This is a genomic window from Daejeonella sp., from assembly GCF_044348475.1.
Lineage (GTDB): Bacteria > Bacteroidota > Bacteroidia > Sphingobacteriales > Sphingobacteriaceae > Daejeonella.
On sequence record NZ_JBIKSU010000013.1, the window covers coordinates 37,396 to 56,999 of the forward strand.

The 19,604-nt window shown below is 33.2% G+C and carries 21 protein-coding genes and 1 riboswitch; of the genes, 14 read left to right on the plus strand and 7 right to left on the minus strand.

The window, feature by feature from the left end:
* Window positions 1-33: 33 nt before the first annotated feature.
* Window positions 34-930, plus strand: coding sequence for a TIGR02757 family protein (locus ACIQZ6_RS05215; protein ID WP_395808894.1), 897 nt, complete (start codon window positions 34-36; stop codon window positions 928-930).
* Window positions 931-1,460: 530 nt separating this feature from the next.
* Here the strand turns inward: ACIQZ6_RS05215 and ACIQZ6_RS05220 are convergent.
* Window positions 1,461-2,594, minus strand: coding sequence for an AI-2E family transporter (locus tag ACIQZ6_RS05220; RefSeq protein ID WP_395808896.1), 1,134 nt, complete (start codon window positions 2,592-2,594; stop codon window positions 1,461-1,463).
* Window positions 2,595-2,830: 236 nt separating this feature from the next.
* Window positions 2,831-3,027: riboswitch (cobalamin riboswitch) on the plus strand.
* A 103-nt stretch (window positions 3,028-3,130) separates the two neighbouring features.
* Here ACIQZ6_RS05220 and ACIQZ6_RS05225 point away from each other — a divergent pair.
* Entirely contained in the window at window positions 3,131-5,029 is a 1,899-nt protein-coding gene (locus ACIQZ6_RS05225; RefSeq protein ID WP_395808898.1) for a TonB-dependent receptor plug domain-containing protein, read from the plus strand.
* Window positions 5,030-5,098: 69 nt separating this feature from the next.
* Entirely contained in the window at window positions 5,099-5,791 is a 693-nt protein-coding gene (locus ACIQZ6_RS05230) for a diphthine--ammonia ligase (protein WP_395808900.1), read from the plus strand.
* 177 nt (window positions 5,792-5,968) lie between these two features.
* Here ACIQZ6_RS05230 and ACIQZ6_RS05235 read toward each other — a convergent pair whose 3' ends face one another.
* The 3 genes from ACIQZ6_RS05235 to ACIQZ6_RS05245 form a co-directional block, all read right to left on the minus strand.
* Complete coding sequence (locus tag ACIQZ6_RS05235) at window positions 5,969-6,496, minus strand: DUF6580 family putative transport protein (protein WP_395808902.1); 528 nt, start codon at window positions 6,494-6,496, stop codon at window positions 5,969-5,971.
* A gap of 264 nt (window positions 6,497-6,760) precedes the next feature.
* The gene (locus ACIQZ6_RS05240) at window positions 6,761-7,012 is read right to left on the minus strand and encodes a hypothetical protein (protein WP_395808904.1); all 252 of its coding nucleotides are present in this window, start codon (window positions 7,010-7,012) and stop codon (window positions 6,761-6,763) included.
* Between the two features lie 14 nt (window positions 7,013-7,026).
* Entirely contained in the window at window positions 7,027-7,764 is a 738-nt protein-coding gene (locus tag ACIQZ6_RS05245; RefSeq protein ID WP_395808906.1) for a DUF3291 domain-containing protein, read from the minus strand.
* A gap of 251 nt (window positions 7,765-8,015) precedes the next feature.
* Here ACIQZ6_RS05245 and ACIQZ6_RS05250 point away from each other — a divergent pair, with 251 nt between their 5' ends.
* The 4 genes from ACIQZ6_RS05250 to ACIQZ6_RS05265 all read left to right on the plus strand — a co-directional run bounded on the left by ACIQZ6_RS05250 (window position 8,016) and on the right by ACIQZ6_RS05265 (window position 10,559).
* Window positions 8,016-8,495 (plus strand): GAF domain-containing protein, encoded by a 480-nt coding sequence (locus ACIQZ6_RS05250; protein WP_395808908.1) that lies wholly within the window; start codon window positions 8,016-8,018, stop codon window positions 8,493-8,495.
* Window positions 8,496-8,656: 161 nt separating this feature from the next.
* On the plus strand, window positions 8,657-9,388 hold the full coding sequence (locus ACIQZ6_RS05255; protein ID WP_395808910.1) for a hypothetical protein: 732 nt from the start codon (window positions 8,657-8,659) through the stop codon (window positions 9,386-9,388).
* A gap of 7 nt (window positions 9,389-9,395) precedes the next feature.
* Window positions 9,396-10,298, plus strand: coding sequence for a histone deacetylase (locus ACIQZ6_RS05260; RefSeq protein ID WP_395808912.1), 903 nt, complete (start codon window positions 9,396-9,398; stop codon window positions 10,296-10,298).
* A 69-nt stretch (window positions 10,299-10,367) separates the two neighbouring features.
* Window positions 10,368-10,559, plus strand: a complete 192-nt coding sequence (locus tag ACIQZ6_RS05265) for a hypothetical protein (protein ID WP_306550939.1) — start codon at window positions 10,368-10,370, stop codon at window positions 10,557-10,559.
* Here ACIQZ6_RS05265 and ACIQZ6_RS05270 read toward each other — a convergent pair.
* From ACIQZ6_RS05270 to ACIQZ6_RS05280, 3 genes are read right to left on the minus strand one after another with little or no spacing between them, the layout of a single operon-like run.
* Window positions 10,525-11,892, minus strand: a complete 1,368-nt coding sequence (locus ACIQZ6_RS05270; RefSeq protein ID WP_395808914.1) for an MATE family efflux transporter — start codon at window positions 11,890-11,892, stop codon at window positions 10,525-10,527. The genes ACIQZ6_RS05265 and ACIQZ6_RS05270 overlap by 35 nt on opposite strands.
* 53 nt (window positions 11,893-11,945) lie before the next feature.
* On the minus strand, window positions 11,946-12,569 hold the full coding sequence (locus ACIQZ6_RS05275; protein ID WP_395808916.1) for an RNA-binding domain-containing protein: 624 nt from the start codon (window positions 12,567-12,569) through the stop codon (window positions 11,946-11,948).
* A gap of 12 nt (window positions 12,570-12,581) precedes the next feature.
* A complete protein-coding gene (locus tag ACIQZ6_RS05280) occupies window positions 12,582-13,067 on the minus strand; it encodes a DUF4442 domain-containing protein (RefSeq protein WP_395808918.1) in 486 nt (161 codons plus the stop codon).
* A 125-nt stretch (window positions 13,068-13,192) separates the two neighbouring features.
* On the opposite strand from ACIQZ6_RS05280, the gene ACIQZ6_RS05285 reads away from it, so the two are divergent.
* From ACIQZ6_RS05285 to ACIQZ6_RS05315, 7 genes are all read left to right on the plus strand, one after another.
* Window positions 13,193-14,422 (plus strand): MFS transporter, encoded by a 1,230-nt coding sequence (locus tag ACIQZ6_RS05285; RefSeq protein ID WP_395808920.1) that lies wholly within the window; start codon window positions 13,193-13,195, stop codon window positions 14,420-14,422.
* Window positions 14,423-14,486: 64 nt separating this feature from the next.
* Window positions 14,487-15,395, plus strand: coding sequence for an oxygen-dependent coproporphyrinogen oxidase (gene hemF, locus ACIQZ6_RS05290; RefSeq protein WP_395808922.1), 909 nt, complete (start codon window positions 14,487-14,489; stop codon window positions 15,393-15,395).
* A 10-nt stretch (window positions 15,396-15,405) separates the two neighbouring features.
* The gene (locus tag ACIQZ6_RS05295) at window positions 15,406-15,807 is read left to right on the plus strand and encodes a hypothetical protein (RefSeq protein WP_395808924.1); all 402 of its coding nucleotides are present in this window, start codon (window positions 15,406-15,408) and stop codon (window positions 15,805-15,807) included.
* A 130-nt stretch (window positions 15,808-15,937) separates the two neighbouring features.
* A complete protein-coding gene (locus tag ACIQZ6_RS05300) occupies window positions 15,938-16,828 on the plus strand; it encodes a MerR family transcriptional regulator (RefSeq protein ID WP_395808926.1) in 891 nt (296 codons plus the stop codon).
* A gap of 19 nt (window positions 16,829-16,847) precedes the next feature.
* Window positions 16,848-18,320 carry a phytoene desaturase family protein gene (locus ACIQZ6_RS05305; protein WP_395808928.1) on the plus strand — a complete coding sequence of 491 codons (1,473 nt, stop codon included), beginning with the start codon at window positions 16,848-16,850 and terminating at the stop codon, window positions 18,318-18,320.
* Between the two features lie 4 nt (window positions 18,321-18,324).
* Window positions 18,325-19,161, plus strand: a complete 837-nt coding sequence (locus ACIQZ6_RS05310) for a phytoene/squalene synthase family protein (RefSeq protein ID WP_395808930.1) — start codon at window positions 18,325-18,327, stop codon at window positions 19,159-19,161.
* A partial coding sequence (locus ACIQZ6_RS05315) for a hypothetical protein (protein WP_395808932.1) occupies window positions 19,158-19,604 on the plus strand: 447 nt, incomplete at its 3' end. The genes ACIQZ6_RS05310 and ACIQZ6_RS05315, both read left to right, overlap by 4 nt.

Genomic DNA, 19,604 nt, shown 5'->3' on the forward strand with positions numbered 1-19,604 from the left:
AACGAATGTTCACTGACTTTTTATAGAAGCTGCATGTCTCGATATCCTCCTTCTTTAAATACCTTTTTGGATCTTAAAGATTTTCTTGATACTAAAGTTGAACACTATAATCAGCCTGGTTTTATTGAAAATGATCCGATTTGTATTCCTCATCAGTTTACACTACAACAGGATATTGAAATCATGGGTTTCTGGGCTTCTATTCTGGCCTGGGGGCAACGTAAAACCATTATTAATAAATGCAATGAGTTGATTGCATTAATGGATGGTGCTCCGTATGATTTTATCTTAAATCATCAAGATAAAGACCTGAAACGTTTTTTTAATTTTAAGCATCGTACTTTTAACGATACCGATACCTTGTATTTTATAGAGTTTTTCAGGCAACATTATAAAAAGTATACTTCGCTAGAATCTGCTTTTACTAGTCTAAATTTAACTACTATGGGTGGTTACGAAATTTTGGATGGTAATGAGGGGCCTGAAAAAACGGAATCTAATTCAACTCCATTGAATCTTAATGAATTGAAAATAGATTCGAATTCTTTTACTACAGAAAGCTATCTGAATTCATTTAGAACCTATTTTTTTTCATTACCTGATTACCCTTCCCGAACAAAAAAACATGTAAGTTCTCCAAGTCAAAAATCTACCTGCAAACGTCTAAACATGTTTCTACGCTGGATGGTTAGAGATGACAATAAAGGTGTAGATTTTGGAATATGGAAAACAATAAAGCCATCTATGCTTATTTGTCCTTGCGATTTACACGTGGATAGGGTAGCACGGAAATTAGGCTTAATTACCCGAAAACAAACAGACTGGCTTACGGCTGTACAACTGACTGAAAACTTAGCTCTTTTTGATTCTATAGACCCTGTGAAGTATGATTTTGCACTGTTTGGCTTAGGGATAGAAGAGAAGTTTTAACAACAAAGTAATTTATAGAAATTTTTTTCGAATAGTTTAACTAATCGTTTTTATCAGTAGATTTTTTTGATGTTTTTGAAGATTGTGCATGCGCCATCGGACCAAAGATAAATACTCCAAACAATAACGATACAATTAAAGATAGAACGATCAAATCTAAATATTCCATATTATTTTTGGTTTCTTCTTAAATTTAAATAAATTAATAATCCAATCATTGTTGGTGGCCATAAACCTATAAACATAGCCCTATCATGATCTTTAAGCACAACATAATAATATTCAGATAGAAAAATAATTGCGATGGTAGCAATTACAATAGCCAATTCTACAAAACTAATTTTTTTAAACATTTTATTATTTTTTCTTAAATCTAATATTAAATTTTAAAATTTTTGAATCTAATATTTTTCAGTAAATAATTAAAAACATGCTGAATATGATTTTGCTTTATTTGGATTAGGAATTGAGGAGCACTTTCAACACACAAATCGTTAATCAGAACTATATATAAGTACTTCTACTTATTTCTATTCAGTACTATCGCTCTTAATAGTAAGCTCTTGTTCTATTTTTTTATTTTTTATTCGAAGTTTCGGGAATCGTATCGGATTTTTTATCAGGTTTTCATCTCCTAATAATATCCCCCAGGGTTTAAAAGTTTTTGAACGGTCGAAAATTATTTTTAAAACAGCCACCATAGGTAATGCAAGGAACATTCCCGAGATTCCTACCAGACTTCCACAAATAAATACCCCAAGTATTGCAGCAAAGGCATTGATCCTTACTTTTGAGCCCACAATTCTAGGCATTAAAATATTATTGTCAACAAACTGAACAATTCCAATTACTCCTAATACTGTAATAATGGGTAATAATTCTTGTGATGAAGTTAAGGTTAACATCACTCCAAGCAAATTACCTATTAAAGCTCCAACATAGGGTATCAGGTTTAAAAGGGCAAAGATTACACCAATCAGAAGGGCATGCTTAATGTCAAGAAGTAATAAAATTCCACCAAGTAAAATAGTTATATAAGCAATCTGAATTAATAACCCAATGAGGTAGCTCTTGATAATTACTTCAATTTCTTTCATTACTTCATTTACTTTTTTATGCTGATTGGGTTCAAACCATACAAACACAAAACGCAATAAAAGATCCTTATAGGATAAAAATAAATAAATATAGATCGGTACTAATCCTATAAATATGAAAGCAGAAGTGATGGATCCGGCTGCTCCTCCAATTATATTGCCTGCGTTAATAAGCAGTTTATTACTCTGTTCATTTAAAAATTTGATCTGTTCCTGAGTAGAAAAATCGGTTTTATAATTAATCCAATCACTTAAATTGTTCAAATGGTAATTAATATTTTTCTGAATCTGTGGAAAATCATTAGCCAGAATACTTATTTGAACAGAAAAAAACCAAACTACTGCTCCAATAAAGAATGCACCAAGAAGAATTGGTAATAATATCGACACAACTTCCGGAAACTTCCAGGCTCTTAAAAATCTGTAAATCGGCAAAAGAACAATACTTAAAAAGAATGCCATTAATACAGGCATTATGATGTCATTTCCGATAGATATTAAAGCGCCTAACAGACAAATTCCAATTAATTCTATTGACCTTCTTACTGTTAGCGGTAGTTCTTTCATCTGATACTTAATTATGACTTAAATTTCCAATACATCTATTTCAATACTATGCTTTCTTGAAAATAGTGTTTATCAATAATACGGTTTAAAAATCTGTTGATTACAACATAGCTGACTAAAATAAAGCTATAGAATTTATTGCATTAAAAATCTAATTAATTCTTAACAATCATTTTGATAACAATAATTATTAAATATTGTTAATAACATTTGTTAGAACCCATAGGTCTTTATTATAAATTTGTAAAGCATTAGGTTCTCGATTTCATTATCGTGATTAAAAGGGAACCGGGTTTGAATCCCGGACAGTCCCGCTGCTGTGTTCTCTATAACGGTTATCCAAATTTTTGTCACTGTGCTGGTCTTAAACGGCATGGGAAGGCAGGATAACTGGGAGTAAGTCAGAAGACCTGCCTTTGCGATAATAATTCATAGCTTTCGGGGATTGAAGCTTGGAGATGATAGTTCTATAGGACTATCTGTTTCTAGTATTCCTTCATTATCTGTTTGCTGTGGGGTAAAAAACTCACAACAAAATGAAAAGAAAAATTAGTTACGTTGCTGCTTGCCTGGGGCTTGCACAACTGGCATTGCTAGATAGTAATGCCCTGGCACAGCAAAGGCCTGTAGCAGCTCTTAATGAGGTAGTTGTAACTGCCAGTCGATCACCAAAAAAAATATCCGAAATTGGTAAAGTGGTGAGAGTTATCTCAGCAGAAACTCTTGCCAAGAGTCAAGGGAGGACTTTGCCTGAGGTTTTAAACAATATTGCAGGCATCACAATTGGTGGAAATGGTGGTAATCCAGCTGATGTAAAAGCAGTTTATATGAGAGGAGCCAGTGCTGCTAATACCCTGATACTAATTGATGGCATCCCTTTGAATGATGCTTCAGAAATATCAGGCGAATACAATATTTCAGCTATTCCAATAGATATTATTGATAGGGTTGAAATTTTAAAGGGTGGGAATTCAACTTTATATGGCTCAGACGCGGTTGCAGGGGTCATTAATATTATTACTAAAAAAGGGACAGGTGTATTGTCAGCTAATGTTTTAGCAACTGCTGGATCTTACGATACCTATAAGCAAGTTCTTGGTTTAACGGGTCAAATACAAAACACTACTGTAACACTTAATGCGATCAATTCTGATTCTAAAAACTTTTCTTCGGCAGTTCCAGCCCAAGGTGTTACAAATTTTGATAAAGATGGCTTCCACCAAAAGTCTGTTTTGCTGAACATTGGTCAGCAAGTAAATGCCAGATTTTCAATAAAGGGCAATTTACAAGCAAATAATAATTTAGCAGATCTTGATGCTGGGGCCTTTTCAGATGCTTTAGAGTATACGTATAACAAATCCTCAATATTGGCTGGAATAGGAGGGATCCTGGCTCTGAATAAAGGAACACTAAACTTTAATTTAAGCCAGAATAATGTTAAGAATAGATACAATAACCAGGGTTCTGTAACCAATAATACTGGAAATATAACTCATCTTGAAACTAATTTGAACTATAATTTTAGTAAATCAATTGATCTTGCAGGTGGAGTCTCGTATAAAAAACTAAGTACAGAACAGTATAATCCTTACAGTTCTGCACTATTTGCAGATAATACTATATCAAGTGCTTTTACCTCGTTGTTTTTTAGAACACAAACCGGTTTTCAGGCAGAATTAGGAGGACGAATTAATAATCATAGTGATTATGGAACCAATTTTACGTATACCATCAATCCATCCTATCTTTTTGCAGAGCGTTATAAGCTTTTTGTAAATTTATCGTCGGCTTACCGTGTTCCATCTTTATACCAATTGTTTTCAGACTATGGAAATCTTGCACTTGAGCCAGAAACGGCAACGAGTTTTGAGACTGGTTTTGATTTGAATTTTACCCAACATACCAACCTTTCACTTTCGTATTTTAAAAGAGATATAGAAAATGTCATTGATTTTGGCCAGATCGCTACAAATAAGTTTGGTTATATCAATCAAAACAGGCAAAAAGACAATGGATTTGAAATTGAATTAGGGCTAAAGCCATTATCTGCAATCAGTTTAAATGCCTATTATGCATACGTTACCGGCAAAGTAACTACTCCTATAAATACAGCTTTTAACTTATTTCGTAGACCAAAAAACTCGTATGGATTGAATGCGGGTATTGAATTAAGCGAAAAAGTGAGTTTGAATTTGATTTATAAACATACTGGAGATAGAATAGACAGATATTATGATGGAAAAACTTTTAAAACTGTTCAAGCTGATCTAGGGTCATTTAATATGCTTGATGCCTATATCCAATTCAAAGCCACATCAAAACTAATTTTGTTTTCTGATGTTAAGAATCTTATGAATGAAGATTATATAGAATTTGCAGGATACCAGACAAAAGGTTTGAATTTTAATGCAGGTTTTAGATTGGGAATAAACTAAACAAAATCAATACATTATTAAATAGCGATGGATCAAATTCATCGCTATTTTTGTTTTAAAAGGGAATAAATGAAAAAAGTTGTCTTGTTTTGGAGTGCTGGAAAAGATTCAGCAATGGCCTTGCATACCATTCTAAACGATCAGAGTTTTGAGCTAGTGGCGCTAGTTACAACTTTGAATGAAGAATATAAGCGTATCTCTATGCACGGAATTCCTGAACGTATACTTGATTTACAATGTGAAGCATTAGGTTTACCAATAATTAAAATGTGGGTTCCTAATTTACCGGATAATAATTCATACGAATACTGTTTTCTTGAATTATGCCAAAATTTAAAGGAAAAAGGTGTTGAATTTCTCGCTTTCGGTGATATTCATTTGGAAGATCTTCGAAAATATAGAGAAGATCTGGTCAATCAGGGAGGTTTAAAAGCATGTTTTCCACTTTGGAATGTACCAACTTTAAAACTCATGAACAATTTTATTGCCAATGAATTTAAAGCGATAACCTGTTGTATTAATACCAAAATACTTTCTGCTGATTGGCTTGGAAGGCAATTAGATGCTAATTTCATTGCAGAGCTTCCAAATGAAGTTGATTTGTGTGGTGAAAATGGAGAATATCATACATTCTGCTTTGCCGGGCCAATTTTCATGAATTCAATACCTTATAAAACCGGAGAAAGGGTCTTTAAGCCATTAAAGATTAACAGTAAAGAAGGTGAGTCTGAAAGTGGATTCTTATTTTTAGATATAATTTAGTAAATCAATGAAAAGCATTGATTTTTTAGGATAACAAGGATATTAGCTGAGTTAACTTGGGAATTTTCTTGAAGCAATAGGTAATAGATTCTCTGAATTTTTGGGCAATTCTTGAATGTATACCATAAAAAAACCTGATTGAAATTTCAATCAGGTTTTTTTATGAAAGCCAAATTGTTATTTAGCTAATACTGGGTAGCGCTTAGATAAAAGGTAAAAGCTACTGAATAAAACCGCAGAGAATACCATATTTCCAATTAACATATTTCTGAAAAATGGTAAACCAGCTGCATAGGATGTAAGAATACCATAAATATTATGCGGGTATAAAGTTACCGGATAAAAAAATGCAAAATTTGTAATCAGAAAAAATACACTTGCACTAATGAAAGAAGCAAGAACTACATTCGTAACATTAACCCTACTTCTTAAAAGGAATCCGCAAGCTACCATTGCTGTAAAACCAAAGTAAACTAACAAACTAAATCCATTTCCGATAACTAAATCAGAAATTGCCATTGCTGCTAATGGTAATATAAATGCCATACCTCGGTTTGAAAATTGCGCCCCTGAAAAAATAGCTAGTGCTCCTATAGCTGTAAAGTTCCAAATGTGAGGAATCAAATAGGGGAGTGCACGCGTTAAAGCAGCTGCAATTACCAAAAGGCTTAATACTATAAAACGAGGTGTTAGGAGATCTTTCATGTTTCAAAAATATAAAAAATATTCAATGCTTTTTAATTGAAGTGAAATATGTAAAAAAGTATAAACTTTGCATTAATTTGGCAATTACAAGGGTCAATATTATATTTTGTTTAATATTATAATTATTTAATTATCAATATTTTATGACTTTTAATATAAAGTTTAAAGTTATATATTGATTAAAAAATACCCTGAAAAGGGTCAATTTTGCAAAATTTTATTCTGTTTAAATATATAAAATACTATTAATCAATTAGTTATGATTTAAATACTGTCATAATTTTGATATGCATCATTGAAATCTACCCTCATTTGATTGAAACGTTCAGCTGCTACTTTTATAAAATTATCGTTTAAAATCTTAAAAATTCCATCTACTCCATCGGGTACATCAAGCTCTGATATTTTATAGATTTGTTCAAAAACTCCTTTTTCAAGTTTAATGATATACTTCTGGTTCATTGAAAATATACTGATCTTACAATCTGGATGTGGTAGCTCTGCAATGACTCTCATTTGTTATTCTTTGATTAACTATTTTTCTTGAATACTGATAATGGATCAACACCATTTAAAGTTCCTGATCCTGATATTATTTTGAATCTGGCAAAAAGTTCTTCACTATACCAGTCTTCCTTTCTCGTTTTTTTGATCACGTCAGCATGCTCTTTAGAGCCATAGGCAAAGGCCTTCATATTATCCATGTTATCCCAAATAGAAATTGTTGCTTGTCTGAAAAAAGGAGCTTCACCAATTCCTACAGAAGTTAAGTACCCTTTTGCCTTAGTCATAATCTGTGCTACCGGATCAACATGTGTCCAAAATCTTTTTAACTTGCTGAATCTTATGGTTGCTCTTGTTAATACTGCTACACAACCTGTATGATCTTTGTCGTAATCAATCATTTTAAAGGGTTCTTTACCATCCCATTTACCGTGGCTTGCTAATGGAACGCTGAGTAATGTCCATTTTTCTAGTGTGAATGTTTTCCACCACCAAGAAATAAAAGAATTGGTATTAAAATCATGAAAATCGTCTTCCGAATCCCATACAGCCATTAGTGACCACTGTTGCCAGTCGGGTTGCAAATCAAATGTTCCATTTCTACCGCATCCCATTAGTTTCCAGAACCTACATTTAGTACTAAATAAAAGAGGCAAGCGGTGAATAGCCATGGCAATAAAGGCTAATGGGATGAACAAGCGCCGGTAGCGGATAAAGCTGAATGATACGATCATGTTAGGCCTAATGATTTCAAATTGAACCATAAAGGTAATTCATCTAAATGTTTTTTTTAGGTCATATATTTTGATCAAAATCATGATGGATTTTTATGCTTATCTTTTCAATCCATGAAAAATATGAATCAAAAAGCCAATTTGGTTTGAATAACCTGAAAGTTCAAATTTGTTTTTATAGGGGGTATTCTTCTATAATAAATGCAAATACTTTACTAATCAATGTTAACTTGGATAAGTTTTATTTAGGAGGATAATTAATTCAATGCTAATTTTGCATCATGGCAGAAGATCTGAATATTGTACTAGGGGCTAAGAATGATCAATACAGGTCTTTGATTCCTCAAATTTCCGCGTTGATTTCTGGTGAAACAGATGAAATAGCAAATATGGCTAATGTTTGCGCGGCATTAAAAGAACAGTTTAATTTCTTTTGGGTGGGTTTTTATCTAGTTAAGAATGATGAACTGGTGCTAGGACCATTTCAGGGGCCAGTAGCTTGTTCTAGGATTCAAAAAGGAAAAGGAGTTTGTGGCTCATCCTGGAAGCAGGAAGAAATACTGATTGTTCCAGATGTTGATGCATTTCCTGGGCATATTGCCTGCAGTTCTGCATCGAAATCGGAGATTGTAATACCAATGATTAGGAATGGTCTGGTTATTGGTGTTCTTGATGTTGATAGCGATGAATTGAATAGTTTTGATCAATCAGATGCTGTTAATTTATCGACGATTCTTGAACTTATCACATTTAAATCCTGAAATAAAAAATTCTTATAAATTTCAACATGGTGATTGTAATAGGTTTACTATGAGAATCATTTAACTAAATCATTTTAGTGTTAACTATGAAAACAAAATTTTTTGCTGTTCTAAATCTATTGTCCTTTTCCTTTCAATTGATTCTGTCTTATTTGGTTCAAATGAACTATTTTTCGGTTATGGATGTGGGCCAGGTTTCTGCCAGATATGATACCGTATTTGCTCCTGCTGGAATTACTTTTGCAATTTGGGGAGTAATTTATTTAGCCTTATTTGCATTTTGTTTGTTTCATTTGTATGCAGCATTCAGCAAGTCAGATAGTCAACATACTAATCTGGATACTCAAAATATTGGCTGGAAGTTGATAATTAATAATCTTGCTACTGGTTTATGGTTAGTAGCATGGGTAAATGAATACCTGCTTTTATCTGTAATTTTGATACTCATACAGTTGGTAACACTTGTTATTATTAGTATTAAGGCCGACATATCTAATCCAGATCGACCAGTTTCAACAAAAATTTTTACTCATTTTCCTTTAAGTATTTATTTTGCCTGGATATGCATTGCTACCATTGCTAATATAAGTGCCTATCTTAAATCGATAAACTGGTTTGCTGCAGGTATTTCTGACAGTTATTGGGTGATAATTATGATTGGAACTGCTACTTTGATTTCATTCTTTATTATCCTGGTTAGGCGAAATGTTCCCTTTGGACTGGTAGTACTTTGGGCACTATATGGGATAGTACTAAAACGCCAGCAAGTTAATCCAATTGATTTTCAAATTGTTATCCAGGCTGCATATGCTGCGATTGTATTCATTTTGCTTGCTTTGATTATCCGCATAGCCGGTGCATTTAGAAATAATAAACAGCTCACTCGCTCTTAATCATCAAGTGTTTTATATTGCTTTTGATCCAGTTTATATTCTTCCTTTACCAGAAGGGCATCGGTTTCCGATGATTAAATATGAACTTATTCCTGAACAACTTATCTATGAGGGGCTTATCTCTGAAAAGAATCTGGTTTCACCCGCTAAGGTTCAAGAAGATATTATATTATTATGCCATGAGCAAGGCTATTGGGAACGATTAAAGAATCTTCAATTAAGTGAGGCAGAAATCAGGCGCTCAGGTTTTCCATTGTCTGCGGGATTGGTAGAGCGTGAGTTAAGAATTGCACAGGGGACCATAAATTGCTGTTTATATGCCCTAGAACACCAGATTGCATTTAATGTTGCCGGAGGCACTCACCATGCAGGTTCAAACTGGGCAGAAGGTTTTTGTTTGTTAAATGATCAGGCTATAGCAGCTAACTATTTGCTTTCAAACGGTTTATCAAGTAGGATATTAATTATTGATCTGGATGTTCATCAGGGAAATGGAACTGCAGAAATATTTAGAAATGAAGAAAGAGTTTTTACCTTCTCAATGCATGCTGATAAGAATTTTCCATTTCGAAAGGAACAGTCAAATTTAGATATTGGACTTCCCGATGGCACTTCTGATCAAGAATATCTTACTTTATTGTTAGCTCACCTGAATGTTCTCTTTGCCAAACATGAACCTGATTTTGTTTTTTATTTGGCAGGTGTAGATATACTTTCTACAGATAAGCTTGGAAAACTGAATATTTCTACAAAAGCTTGTAAAGAAAGAGATGAAATGGTACTTGGTTTCTGTAAGAAACTGAAGATTCCTGTACAAGTTAGTATGGGCGGAGGTTACTCACCTAAAGTGTCGGATATCGTTGATGCTCACTGTAATACCTTTCGAATAGCACATGATCTATATTTTTAAATTGGATATTCACTTTTGAATTTTTACGTAAAATGCTGATTTTCAATAAATTTAGTGTAAATTTGCAAAATGGAAAAGCAACATTTTACGCGTTACAGATTTATTGATACACGGACAGGTGATTTGATCAGATACATGAACATTAATGACCGTCTGGATGATCATACAGACAGATTAAAAAAAATGCAGTCACAGATCTATAATGAGATCAAAATTCCAGTTTCTGCTATACTTTACGAGCTAGCTGAACCAGCCTCTTAGAAAAGAAATGGAATCTGGTAAAGAGTAATCCTGCCGATACTAGTAATCCAAGGGTTAATCCATACCAGATACCATTTGCTCCCCATCCTAAATAAATTCCTAAAAAGTAGCCCATTGGTATTCCAATTATCCAATAAGCAACAAATGTGATTAAGGTTGGAATATTCACATCGCCTAAACCCCTAAGTATACCTAATCCAACTACCTGGGTTCCATCAAACAACTGAAAAAAACCAGCAATTATAAGTAATTGAGCTGCAATTGATATCACTGCTTCATCTGAAGTATATATCCAGGGTAAATATTGATTAAATCCAGCAAATAAGAGAGCTGTTATCGACATAAATACCAATATGATATGGTAGCTTGAAATTGCTGAAAGTCTTAAGTTTAGAAAATCTTCCTTGCCAAAATTATTTCCTGTTTTTATGGTTGCCGCTGCAGAAACACCACTTGCCATCATATAGGTCATAGATGCTAAATTAATAGCTACCTGATGTGCTGCCTGCTCAATAGCACCTATTGTTCCAATCAGAATAGCTGCACCACTGAAAGCACTCACTTCAAAGGTATATTGCATGGCTACTGGTGTACCGATCTTTAGAATTTTAAATGAGCGTACTTTACTAATAGAACGGAGAGCAAACGATTTCAAATAGATTCTGAAATGGGCTGATCTGATCACATAACTAGCCATAACAACAGCCATTATTGATCTGTCTATGAGTGTACTCCAGCCAACGCCATTAATCCCCATGGGTTCAATTCCAAATAAGCCTTTCACAAATATGATCCCAAGACAAATATTAAGTACATTACCCCATAATGAAATCATCATAGCTTGCTTAGTGAATCCTAATCCTTCGGCAAACTGTTTAAATGTCATGAAGACCATTAATGGAACTATTGAAAATCCAAGTAAACCTAAATATGGTTTAGCCTGTTCCACTACTTCTTGGGATTGTCCCATTTTGTCAATAACTAGTAGAGAACCATAATAGATCAATAAAAATAATATTATACCAGTTAATGCATTGATCAGTAAACTATTTGCCAATAATCGCCCACATTCCTTAAAGTTTTTTCTTCCACTTTCCTGAGCAATTAGTGGAGTTAAACCAGAAGAAAGTCCTATTCCAATGACCAGTATTACAATAAAAATGCTATTTACCAATGAAACAGCGGCTAATGGAATAGTTCCTGCAAAATGCCCTACAATAACACTGTCTGCTGTATGCACAAGAGTATGGCCTAGTTGTGAAATAACAACAGGTATAGCCAAGGTAAGATTGGTTTGGTAATGGAATTTATATTTAGTATAGATGCGCTTCACGCTAATTTGAGTAGAAAATATTTTGCAAAGAATGTAAATAAATTAGAAATAAATCAGGAAGCGGTATAATATTCTTCCTTTTCAGTAGTATGCAACCTAATAACACCGGATAGTACCAGATTAATCAGAATACGGTAGGTAGTTCGTCTGGATAGATTCAACATGAGGCTGTATTCCTTAGCGGTAATACGTTCATTTTTGTCTAGGTATTCTAACAATGCTTTTTCTTTTGATGAGTACTCTAAAAAGATACCTTGTTCATTGTTTTCCTTTTTAAGGACATCAACAACGATCTTACTTGCTAAAACACTCTTGTCATTGATTCGGATGTATACCCACCACTTTTTATCTTCACCCAATGCATAATGCGGTTTTATTTCACTTTTCTTGATTTCTACAACTAGAACAACTTTATCATCAATATAAATTTCTTCAAAAACAGGTTCTAGTGCCGGCTTACAAAAAAAATGAGCTGCACGGGTGATCATGTATTTCTCTTCTTCTTCTGATTTAAGTCCGCTAATAGTTCCATCATCAGAAATACCTACCAATAAGCGTCCTCCCTTATTATTAGCAAAAGAAACCATAGTTTTGGCTATTTTTTCACAGCTGGTTATCTTTTTTTTAAAATCCTGAGTAACACCTTCTCCTTCCAGAATTAACTTTCTAATATTCATTCTAATCAATCATTAGTAGGCAATAGTATGTTCTTCGTCTTTAAACAGGTTTCGAACATATACTTCATTGATTACAGTGGCACAAAGTTCACCTTTTGAGTTGAACATATTTATTGGATAGGCTTTTACAAATTTGCCAACCGTTCTTAATGCGGTTTCTGCTTCCAAAATTTCTTGTTCAGTTAGTGTAATACTAAAGCTTAAATTTGTTCTCCCTGGTTTTAAATAATTGATACTTGCGCTTTTAAGCCAAACACGGCATTTGATATTTTTCCTTTGTAAGATTTGATCAAAAAGAATGGCATAGAAAGGATCTGAACCACTAAATATGGTACCGCCGAATATAGAATTGTTATAATTGATATTTAGAAAGCTTTTGAAAATTTTAACCTGTACTCCGCTGAAATTCTTATCAAACTTTTTTACCCAAATTCGTTGAAAAAATAAGGGAGGGTAAAATCGCATTGCCCATTTAAGCATATTCTCTGATAACATCATCTCTGTAAATATCAGGAAAATGCCTTGTATTTTAAAACTATCAATTTTTATACAGCAAGTATCCGCTTTCTTTCCTTTTTTTGTTTTTCATTTTTGTTTGTAGATTGTGCATTCAAATAATTGTTATGGATCAGACTGCCGCAAATAAAAAAAATGTAAAATTAATTATCCTCGTTGCCGCTTTAGGGTATTTTGTAGATATATACGATTTAATCCTTTTTTCGGTAATTCGAATAAAAAGTCTGAAAGGTTTGGGTGTTCCCGACAGTGATTTACTAGATGTTGGTACTATGTTAATTAATAGTCAGATGTTTGGGATGCTATTGGGTGGTATTTTATGGGGAGTATTAGGTGATAAAAAAGGACGTATAAGCGTTCTTTTTGGTTCTATACTATTGTATTCTATTGCCAATCTAGCTAATGGTTTTGTTACCTCTGTACCTGCTTATGCAGTTATTCGTTTCATTGCAGGAATAGGTCTTGCAGGAGAATTAGGTGCAGGTATAACACTGGTTACTGAAACTATGAGTAAAGAAAATCGTGGTTATGGAACTATGATTGTTGCTGGTGTTGGGCTAATGGGAGCGGTAGCAGCGGCTATAATTGGTGAAAATTATACTTGGGAAGTATCTTATATGATAGGTGGTGTAATGGGATTACTTCTTTTAGGTATGCGAGTTGGGCTTGTTGAATCAGGCATGTTTAAAAATCAGAAAAGTGATGACATTAGTCGTGGAAATATATTTATGTTGTTTTCGGATGGTAAACGGTTTAAAAAATATTTAAGCTGTATTTTAATTGGTATTCCATTGTGGTTTGTAGTTGGTGTACTGGTTACATTCTCACCTGAATTTGGTAAGGAGTTAAATTCAATAGATCCTCTTTCTGCAGGTACCGGTATTATGTATTGTTACATAGGTATTGCCATTGGTGATATTGTAGCTGGTTTTATGAGTCAGATGTGGCGTTCCCGTAAAAAAGTTATGCTAATTTTTCTGCTTCTTACTGGAGTGAGTATTGTTGTATTTCTTAACGCTGAAGGAATGTCTTCACAGCAATTTATATGGCTAACTTTATTCTTGGGATTCTCTTCTGGATATTGGGCAACTTTTGTTACAATTGCTTCAGAGCAGTTTGGAACCAACTTAAGAGCAACTGTAACTACAACAGTTCCAAATTTTGTGAGAGGTTCTCTAGTTCTTGCAACTTTATCATTTACTACATTAAAGGGAAGTATTGGAATCATCAATAGTGCTTTAGTGGTAGGTTTTGTTTCATTGATTATTGCACTTATTGCTCTTTATCAGCTTAAAGAAACTTTTGGCAAAGATCTAGATTACCTTGAAATAAGTTAATCAGTAAAAATGGGAATATTGAGAATTAATTCGCGTTATTACCTAAAATACTCACTTTTGCCCCATGATTACTAAAGAACAAATAGCTGAACAATATCAGCAGATTCAGAATGAAATATGTGCTGGTTTAGAATTAGCAGATGGCAAAGGTATATTTCAGGAAGAAATTTGGGATAGAGATGGTGGAGGAGGTGGTCGAACACGGATTATTCAAAATGGAAATGTGCTTGAAAAAGCAGGAGTTAATTTTTCGGCTGTTCATGGAAAACTTCCTGATAGTATAAAAAAAGCATTTGGTGTAAGTGAAGATGATTTCTTTGCTACTGGAGTTTCAATTGTAATTCATCCAAATAATCCCTGGATACCCATTATTCATATGAATATAAGGTATTTTGAAATGCTAAGTGAATCTGGAAAAGAAATGCGTTGGTTTGGTGGTGGCATAGATCTTACTCCACATTTTGTTATAGAAGAAGATGCTCGATTCTTTCATCGTGCACTCAAACATACCTGCGATACATTCCATTCTGATTTCTATTCTAAATTTAAGAATTGGGCAGATGATTATTTTTTCATTAAACATCGCCAAGAAACCAGAGGTATTGGTGGAATATTTTATGATCGATTAAATCCGCAATCAACCGGTCTTGAATGGTCAGATATTTTTGAATTTTCAAAAGCAGTTGGTAGAACTTTTTTACCAGTTTATGTCGAATTGATTGGTAGAAATAAAGACAAATTAGTCAAAGAAGAGGAAAAGCTATGGCAATATCAGCGCAGGAGTCGTTATGCTGAATTCAATTTAGTGTATGACGCAGGAACGAAATTTGGACTTGATACCAATGGAAGGATTGAATCTATTCTGATGAGTTTACCACCTCAAGCTAATTGGGTGTATAACTTTAATGCAAAACCAGGCTCAGAAGAGGAAAAAACACTTGGGTTATTAAAAAAGGGAATTAACTGGATTTAGAATCAAGAAAATGAAAAATTTATTCAAATTACCTGCTGTCTTATTTTGTATTGTTTTAATCTCATCTTGTTCCAAGAAGCCAATTATGGGAACCTGGCAATATGATGGTGGTTTATATAATGGAAGAGAACAAAAGGCATCACTTGATTTTCAAATGCAAAGAACATATACTGAAAATACTTTTGAGGCCTATTTATTAGAAGGATCAGCCAAACCGGAATTGTATAGTTCTGGTTTATATGAAATAAAAAACGATAGCTTGATGATTACCAGTAAATTTAGTAGTAGGCCTTCTCAAAATACAGATCAGACAATCATTTATAACTTTGTAATTGATCAGAATAGTTTAACGATTAAAGGTGTGCTGCCTAATGGCATGGTCGTAGAAGAATATTGGAAAAAGATAAATTGATAATTTAATTTAACGTATTTATCCATTTTATTTTTTTAAAATTCCATTTAAACTAGAATCAATTTACACCTTATTGTAAAAACAAATAGGAAAGTACTATTGTTTAATTTTTTTATTTTAAATTTAAACAATGAATCTTTTTTCTATATCTCAGCTTTCCCAATTCTCAGGAATAAAACCACATACTATTCGCATTTGGGAGCAAAGGTATAATGCATTGAAGCCAAGTCGTTCTGAAGGTAATACCAGGTATTATGACGATATACAATTAAGGAGGTTGCTGAATATTGTTAGTTTATTGAATAATGGTCATAAGGTATCTTCGTTATGTTCAATGCCTGATGAAGTTCTATATTCAATGGTTTCTAATACAAGTAATTCAGAAATTAGTGATTCTTCTGATTATTTTGTTTCTCAGTTAATTGCTGCAGGTCTTAATTATGATGCCAGTTATTTTGAACTTGTCTTTTCTGATTGTGTTTCAAAGTTAGGTATGGAAAATACGTATATTAAAGTTATACTTCCAATGATGGAGCGTATTGGCCTACTATGGGCTTCAGATCGTTTACCTACTGCACATGAGCACTTTATAAGTAATATGGTTAGGCAGAAGTTTTTGGCTGTTTTAGATTCATTAGATACACCTGATTCTTCATCTGAAACTTGGCTATTGTTTTTGCCAGAAAATGAATTTCATGAGATAGCTTTAATTTATGCTCAACTAGTTATTCGACTTTTTGGAAAAAAAGTAATTTATCTGGGCAGTAATCTTCCAATAGATTCTGTTATTTCTGCAATTGATCAAATAAAACCTAAATACCTCTTAATGTTTTTAGTTCATTATGACTTGCCAAAACAAATACAATTAAGTTTAGATAAGTTGGCATCTTGTTTTTATGGAACTAAAATTTATTTGGCTGGCAATCATAAATTAATTGGCCAAATTAAATTAAATAGCAAGATAGAATTCCTTCCATCAATTGAAAGCCTTGCAGCTGTTGCAAATTCAAATAAAAATTAAATACTTATTTTAAAATATAATGTCTAAAATAATTGTTATTGGTTCAGGATTTTCAGGATTAAGTACAGCTGCATACCTTTCGGCTGAAGGACATGATGTTCATGTATTCGAAAAAAATGAAACAGCAGGTGGAAGAGCTCGTCAATTGAAGGTAAATGACTATTTATTTGACATGGGTCCAAGTTGGTATTGGATGCCCGATGTTTTTGAAAAGTTCTTTTCTGACTTTAATTATAAGGTTTCAGATTTTTATAAATTAAAATTATTAAATCCCTCTTTTGATGTAGTGTTTCCATTGGGAGAAACAATGAGTGTTCCTGAAAAATATTCTGATTTATCACGAATGTTTGAATCTATTGAAAAGGGGAGTGCTGTCCAGCTTGATAAATTTATGGAGGAGGCAAAGTATAAATATGAAACTGGGATGGGAAATCTAGTTTATAATCCTGGTCTTTCTTTATTAGAATTTGCTGATTTAGAGCTTATTAAAGGAACATTTCGTTTACAGGTATTCACTTCATTCCGTAAACATGTTCGTAAATTTTTCTCTAATCCCAAATTAATTTCTTTGATGGAATTTCCTGTTTTATTTCTAGGGGCAATGCCACAGGATACACCAGCCCTCTATAGTTTGATGAATTATGCTGGCTTAAAGCTGGGTACTTGGTACCCAGAAGGTGGTTTTGGTGAAGTGATCAATGCGATGATGGAAGTTGGAAAAAGAAATGGAGTTAAATTTCATTTTAACTCTCCTGTAGAAAAAATCCTTGTTCAGGATAACAAAACAAATGGTATTATAGTTGATGGAGAAAAGATAGAATGTGATGCTATTATTGCCTCTGCAGACTATCATCATGTTGAAAGTAAGTTGCTTCCCGAATCGCATCGAAATTATAATGAGAGTTATTGGGATAAAAAAACCTTTGCACCTTCGTCTTTGATTTTCTATATTGGATTAAACACCAAAATCAAGCATCTTCAGCATCATACCCTCTTTTTTGATGAGGATTTGGAGTTGCATTCCATTGAGATTTATAAAGATCCAAAATGGCCAAGCAAGCCATTGTTTTATGTTTGTTGCCCATCTCAATCAGATGATTCTGTAGCTCCAAAGGGTCATGAAAATCTATTTTTCCTGATGCCCTTAGCTCCTGGTTTAAAGGATACCGAAGAATTAAGAGAGAAATATTTTAAAGTTATGGTTGATCGTCTTGGAAAACACATTCAGCAAGATATCACTGATCACATAGATTATAAAAAAACGTACTGCGTGAAAGATTTTGTGAGTGATTATAATTCATTTAAAGGGAATGCCTATGGCCTTGCAAACACGTTAATGCAAACAGCTAACCTAAAACCAAGCATCAGAAATAAAAATATTAGAAATATGTTTTATACTGGTCAGTTAACGGTGCCTGGTCCTGGAGTACCTCCTGCCATTATTTCAGGAAAAGTTGCCGCAAGACAATTGATAAACTATTTAAAATCTTAGATAAATGAAATTACTATATGATAATCTTTCGGTAGAAGTTAGTAAAATGACTACCCGTGCTTATAGTACCAGTTTTTCAATGGGTATTTATTTTTTAAATAATCGCCTTCGGAATTCTGTATATTCTATTTATGGATTTGTTCGCCTTGCAGATGAAATTGTAGATAGTTTTGAAGGATTCGATAAGAAATTCTTACTTGCAAAATTTAAGGAGGAGACATTTGCTGCCATTGAAAGTAAAATTTCTCTTAATCCAATTTTAAATTCATTTCAACAAGCAGTTCATCAATACAATATTAGTTTAGATTTGGTTGAAACCTTCATGTATAGCATGGAAATGGATCTTGAGAAAGTAGAATATACTCCTGAAAAGTATGAACAATACATATTAGGTTCAGCAGAAGTGGTAGGACTCATGTGTTTACATGTATTCACAGAAGGTGATCTTGGCGAATTTCAGAAAATGAAACCTTATGCCATGAAGTTGGGTGCAGCATTTCAAAAAGTAAATTTCCTGAGAGACTTAAAAGATGATTATCAAGTTTTAGGTAGAAGTTATTTTCCAAATGTTGATATATCTGAATTTAATTGTGCTGTAAAAGCTGAAATTGAAAGAGAAATTGAAGATGATTTCGAAATAGCTTTAAAGGGTATAAAAATGCTCCCTTCATCCTCAAAAGGGGGAGTTTATCTGGCCTATGTTTATTATAAATCTCTTTTTGATAAAATCAAAAAACTTCCTGCTAAGCGTGTACTCACTGAAAGAGTTAGAATTAATAATGGAAGAAAATTTGGCCTGATGATTAACTGCATGGTCCAAAATAAAATGAATTGGGTATGAAAATAAGCCTATGTTTCTTACTTCTTTTTTGTAGCTCTTTAGCATTCGCTAATGTGCCAGTAATAAAGGAGGTTAGAATTATGCTTCATAATGCTACATCAAGTGAAGTAGCCTGTACTAAGATGATTAGTTTGCTTGAACCATTTAATGAAACTAATAATCCGTTATTATTTGGATACAGGGGTGGAGCCACCATGTTAATGGCTAAACATGCTTTTAATCCTTTCAGTAAATTATCTTATTTTAAAAAAGGTAAGCTAATGCTTGAAAGTGCAATTAAGGCAGATCAAACCAATGTTGAACTTCGGTTTTTACGGTACACCATACAAACAAATGTTCCAGGATTTTTAAATTACTCGAGTGATAAAAATTTAGATCGAACATTCATTACCCAATCTTTAGCAAGACTGAAAGATCAAGAGTTAAAAAAAATAATCAGCGAA

Coding starts and splice junctions, on each gene's coding strand:
- ACIQZ6_RS05215 (WP_395808894.1), top strand. CDS start 34: ATGTCTCGATATCCTCCTTCTTTAAATACCTTTTTGGATCTTAAAGAT.
- ACIQZ6_RS05220 (WP_395808896.1), bottom strand. CDS start 2,594: ATGAAAGAACTACCGCTAACAGTAAGAAGGTCAATAGAATTAATTGGA.
- ACIQZ6_RS05225 (WP_395808898.1), top strand. CDS start 3,131: ATGAAAAGAAAAATTAGTTACGTTGCTGCTTGCCTGGGGCTTGCACAA.
- ACIQZ6_RS05230 (WP_395808900.1), top strand. CDS start 5,099: ATGAAAAAAGTTGTCTTGTTTTGGAGTGCTGGAAAAGATTCAGCAATG.
- ACIQZ6_RS05235 (WP_395808902.1), bottom strand. CDS start 6,496: ATGAAAGATCTCCTAACACCTCGTTTTATAGTATTAAGCCTTTTGGTA.
- ACIQZ6_RS05240 (WP_395808904.1), bottom strand. CDS start 7,012: ATGAGAGTCATTGCAGAGCTACCACATCCAGATTGTAAGATCAGTATA.
- ACIQZ6_RS05245 (WP_395808906.1), bottom strand. CDS start 7,764: ATGGTTCAATTTGAAATCATTAGGCCTAACATGATCGTATCATTCAGC.
- ACIQZ6_RS05250 (WP_395808908.1), top strand. CDS start 8,016: ATGGCAGAAGATCTGAATATTGTACTAGGGGCTAAGAATGATCAATAC.
- ACIQZ6_RS05255 (WP_395808910.1), top strand. CDS start 8,657: ATGAACTATTTTTCGGTTATGGATGTGGGCCAGGTTTCTGCCAGATAT.
- ACIQZ6_RS05265 (WP_306550939.1), top strand. CDS start 10,368: ATGGAAAAGCAACATTTTACGCGTTACAGATTTATTGATACACGGACA.
- ACIQZ6_RS05275 (WP_395808916.1), bottom strand. CDS start 12,569: ATGAATATTAGAAAGTTAATTCTGGAAGGAGAAGGTGTTACTCAGGAT.
- ACIQZ6_RS05280 (WP_395808918.1), bottom strand. CDS start 13,067: ATGATGTTATCAGAGAATATGCTTAAATGGGCAATGCGATTTTACCCT.
- ACIQZ6_RS05285 (WP_395808920.1), top strand. CDS start 13,193: ATGGATCAGACTGCCGCAAATAAAAAAAATGTAAAATTAATTATCCTC.
- hemF (WP_395808922.1), top strand. CDS start 14,487: ATGATTACTAAAGAACAAATAGCTGAACAATATCAGCAGATTCAGAAT.
- ACIQZ6_RS05295 (WP_395808924.1), top strand. CDS start 15,406: ATGAAAAATTTATTCAAATTACCTGCTGTCTTATTTTGTATTGTTTTA.
- ACIQZ6_RS05300 (WP_395808926.1), top strand. CDS start 15,938: ATGAATCTTTTTTCTATATCTCAGCTTTCCCAATTCTCAGGAATAAAA.
- ACIQZ6_RS05305 (WP_395808928.1), top strand. CDS start 16,848: ATGTCTAAAATAATTGTTATTGGTTCAGGATTTTCAGGATTAAGTACA.
- ACIQZ6_RS05310 (WP_395808930.1), top strand. CDS start 18,325: ATGAAATTACTATATGATAATCTTTCGGTAGAAGTTAGTAAAATGACT.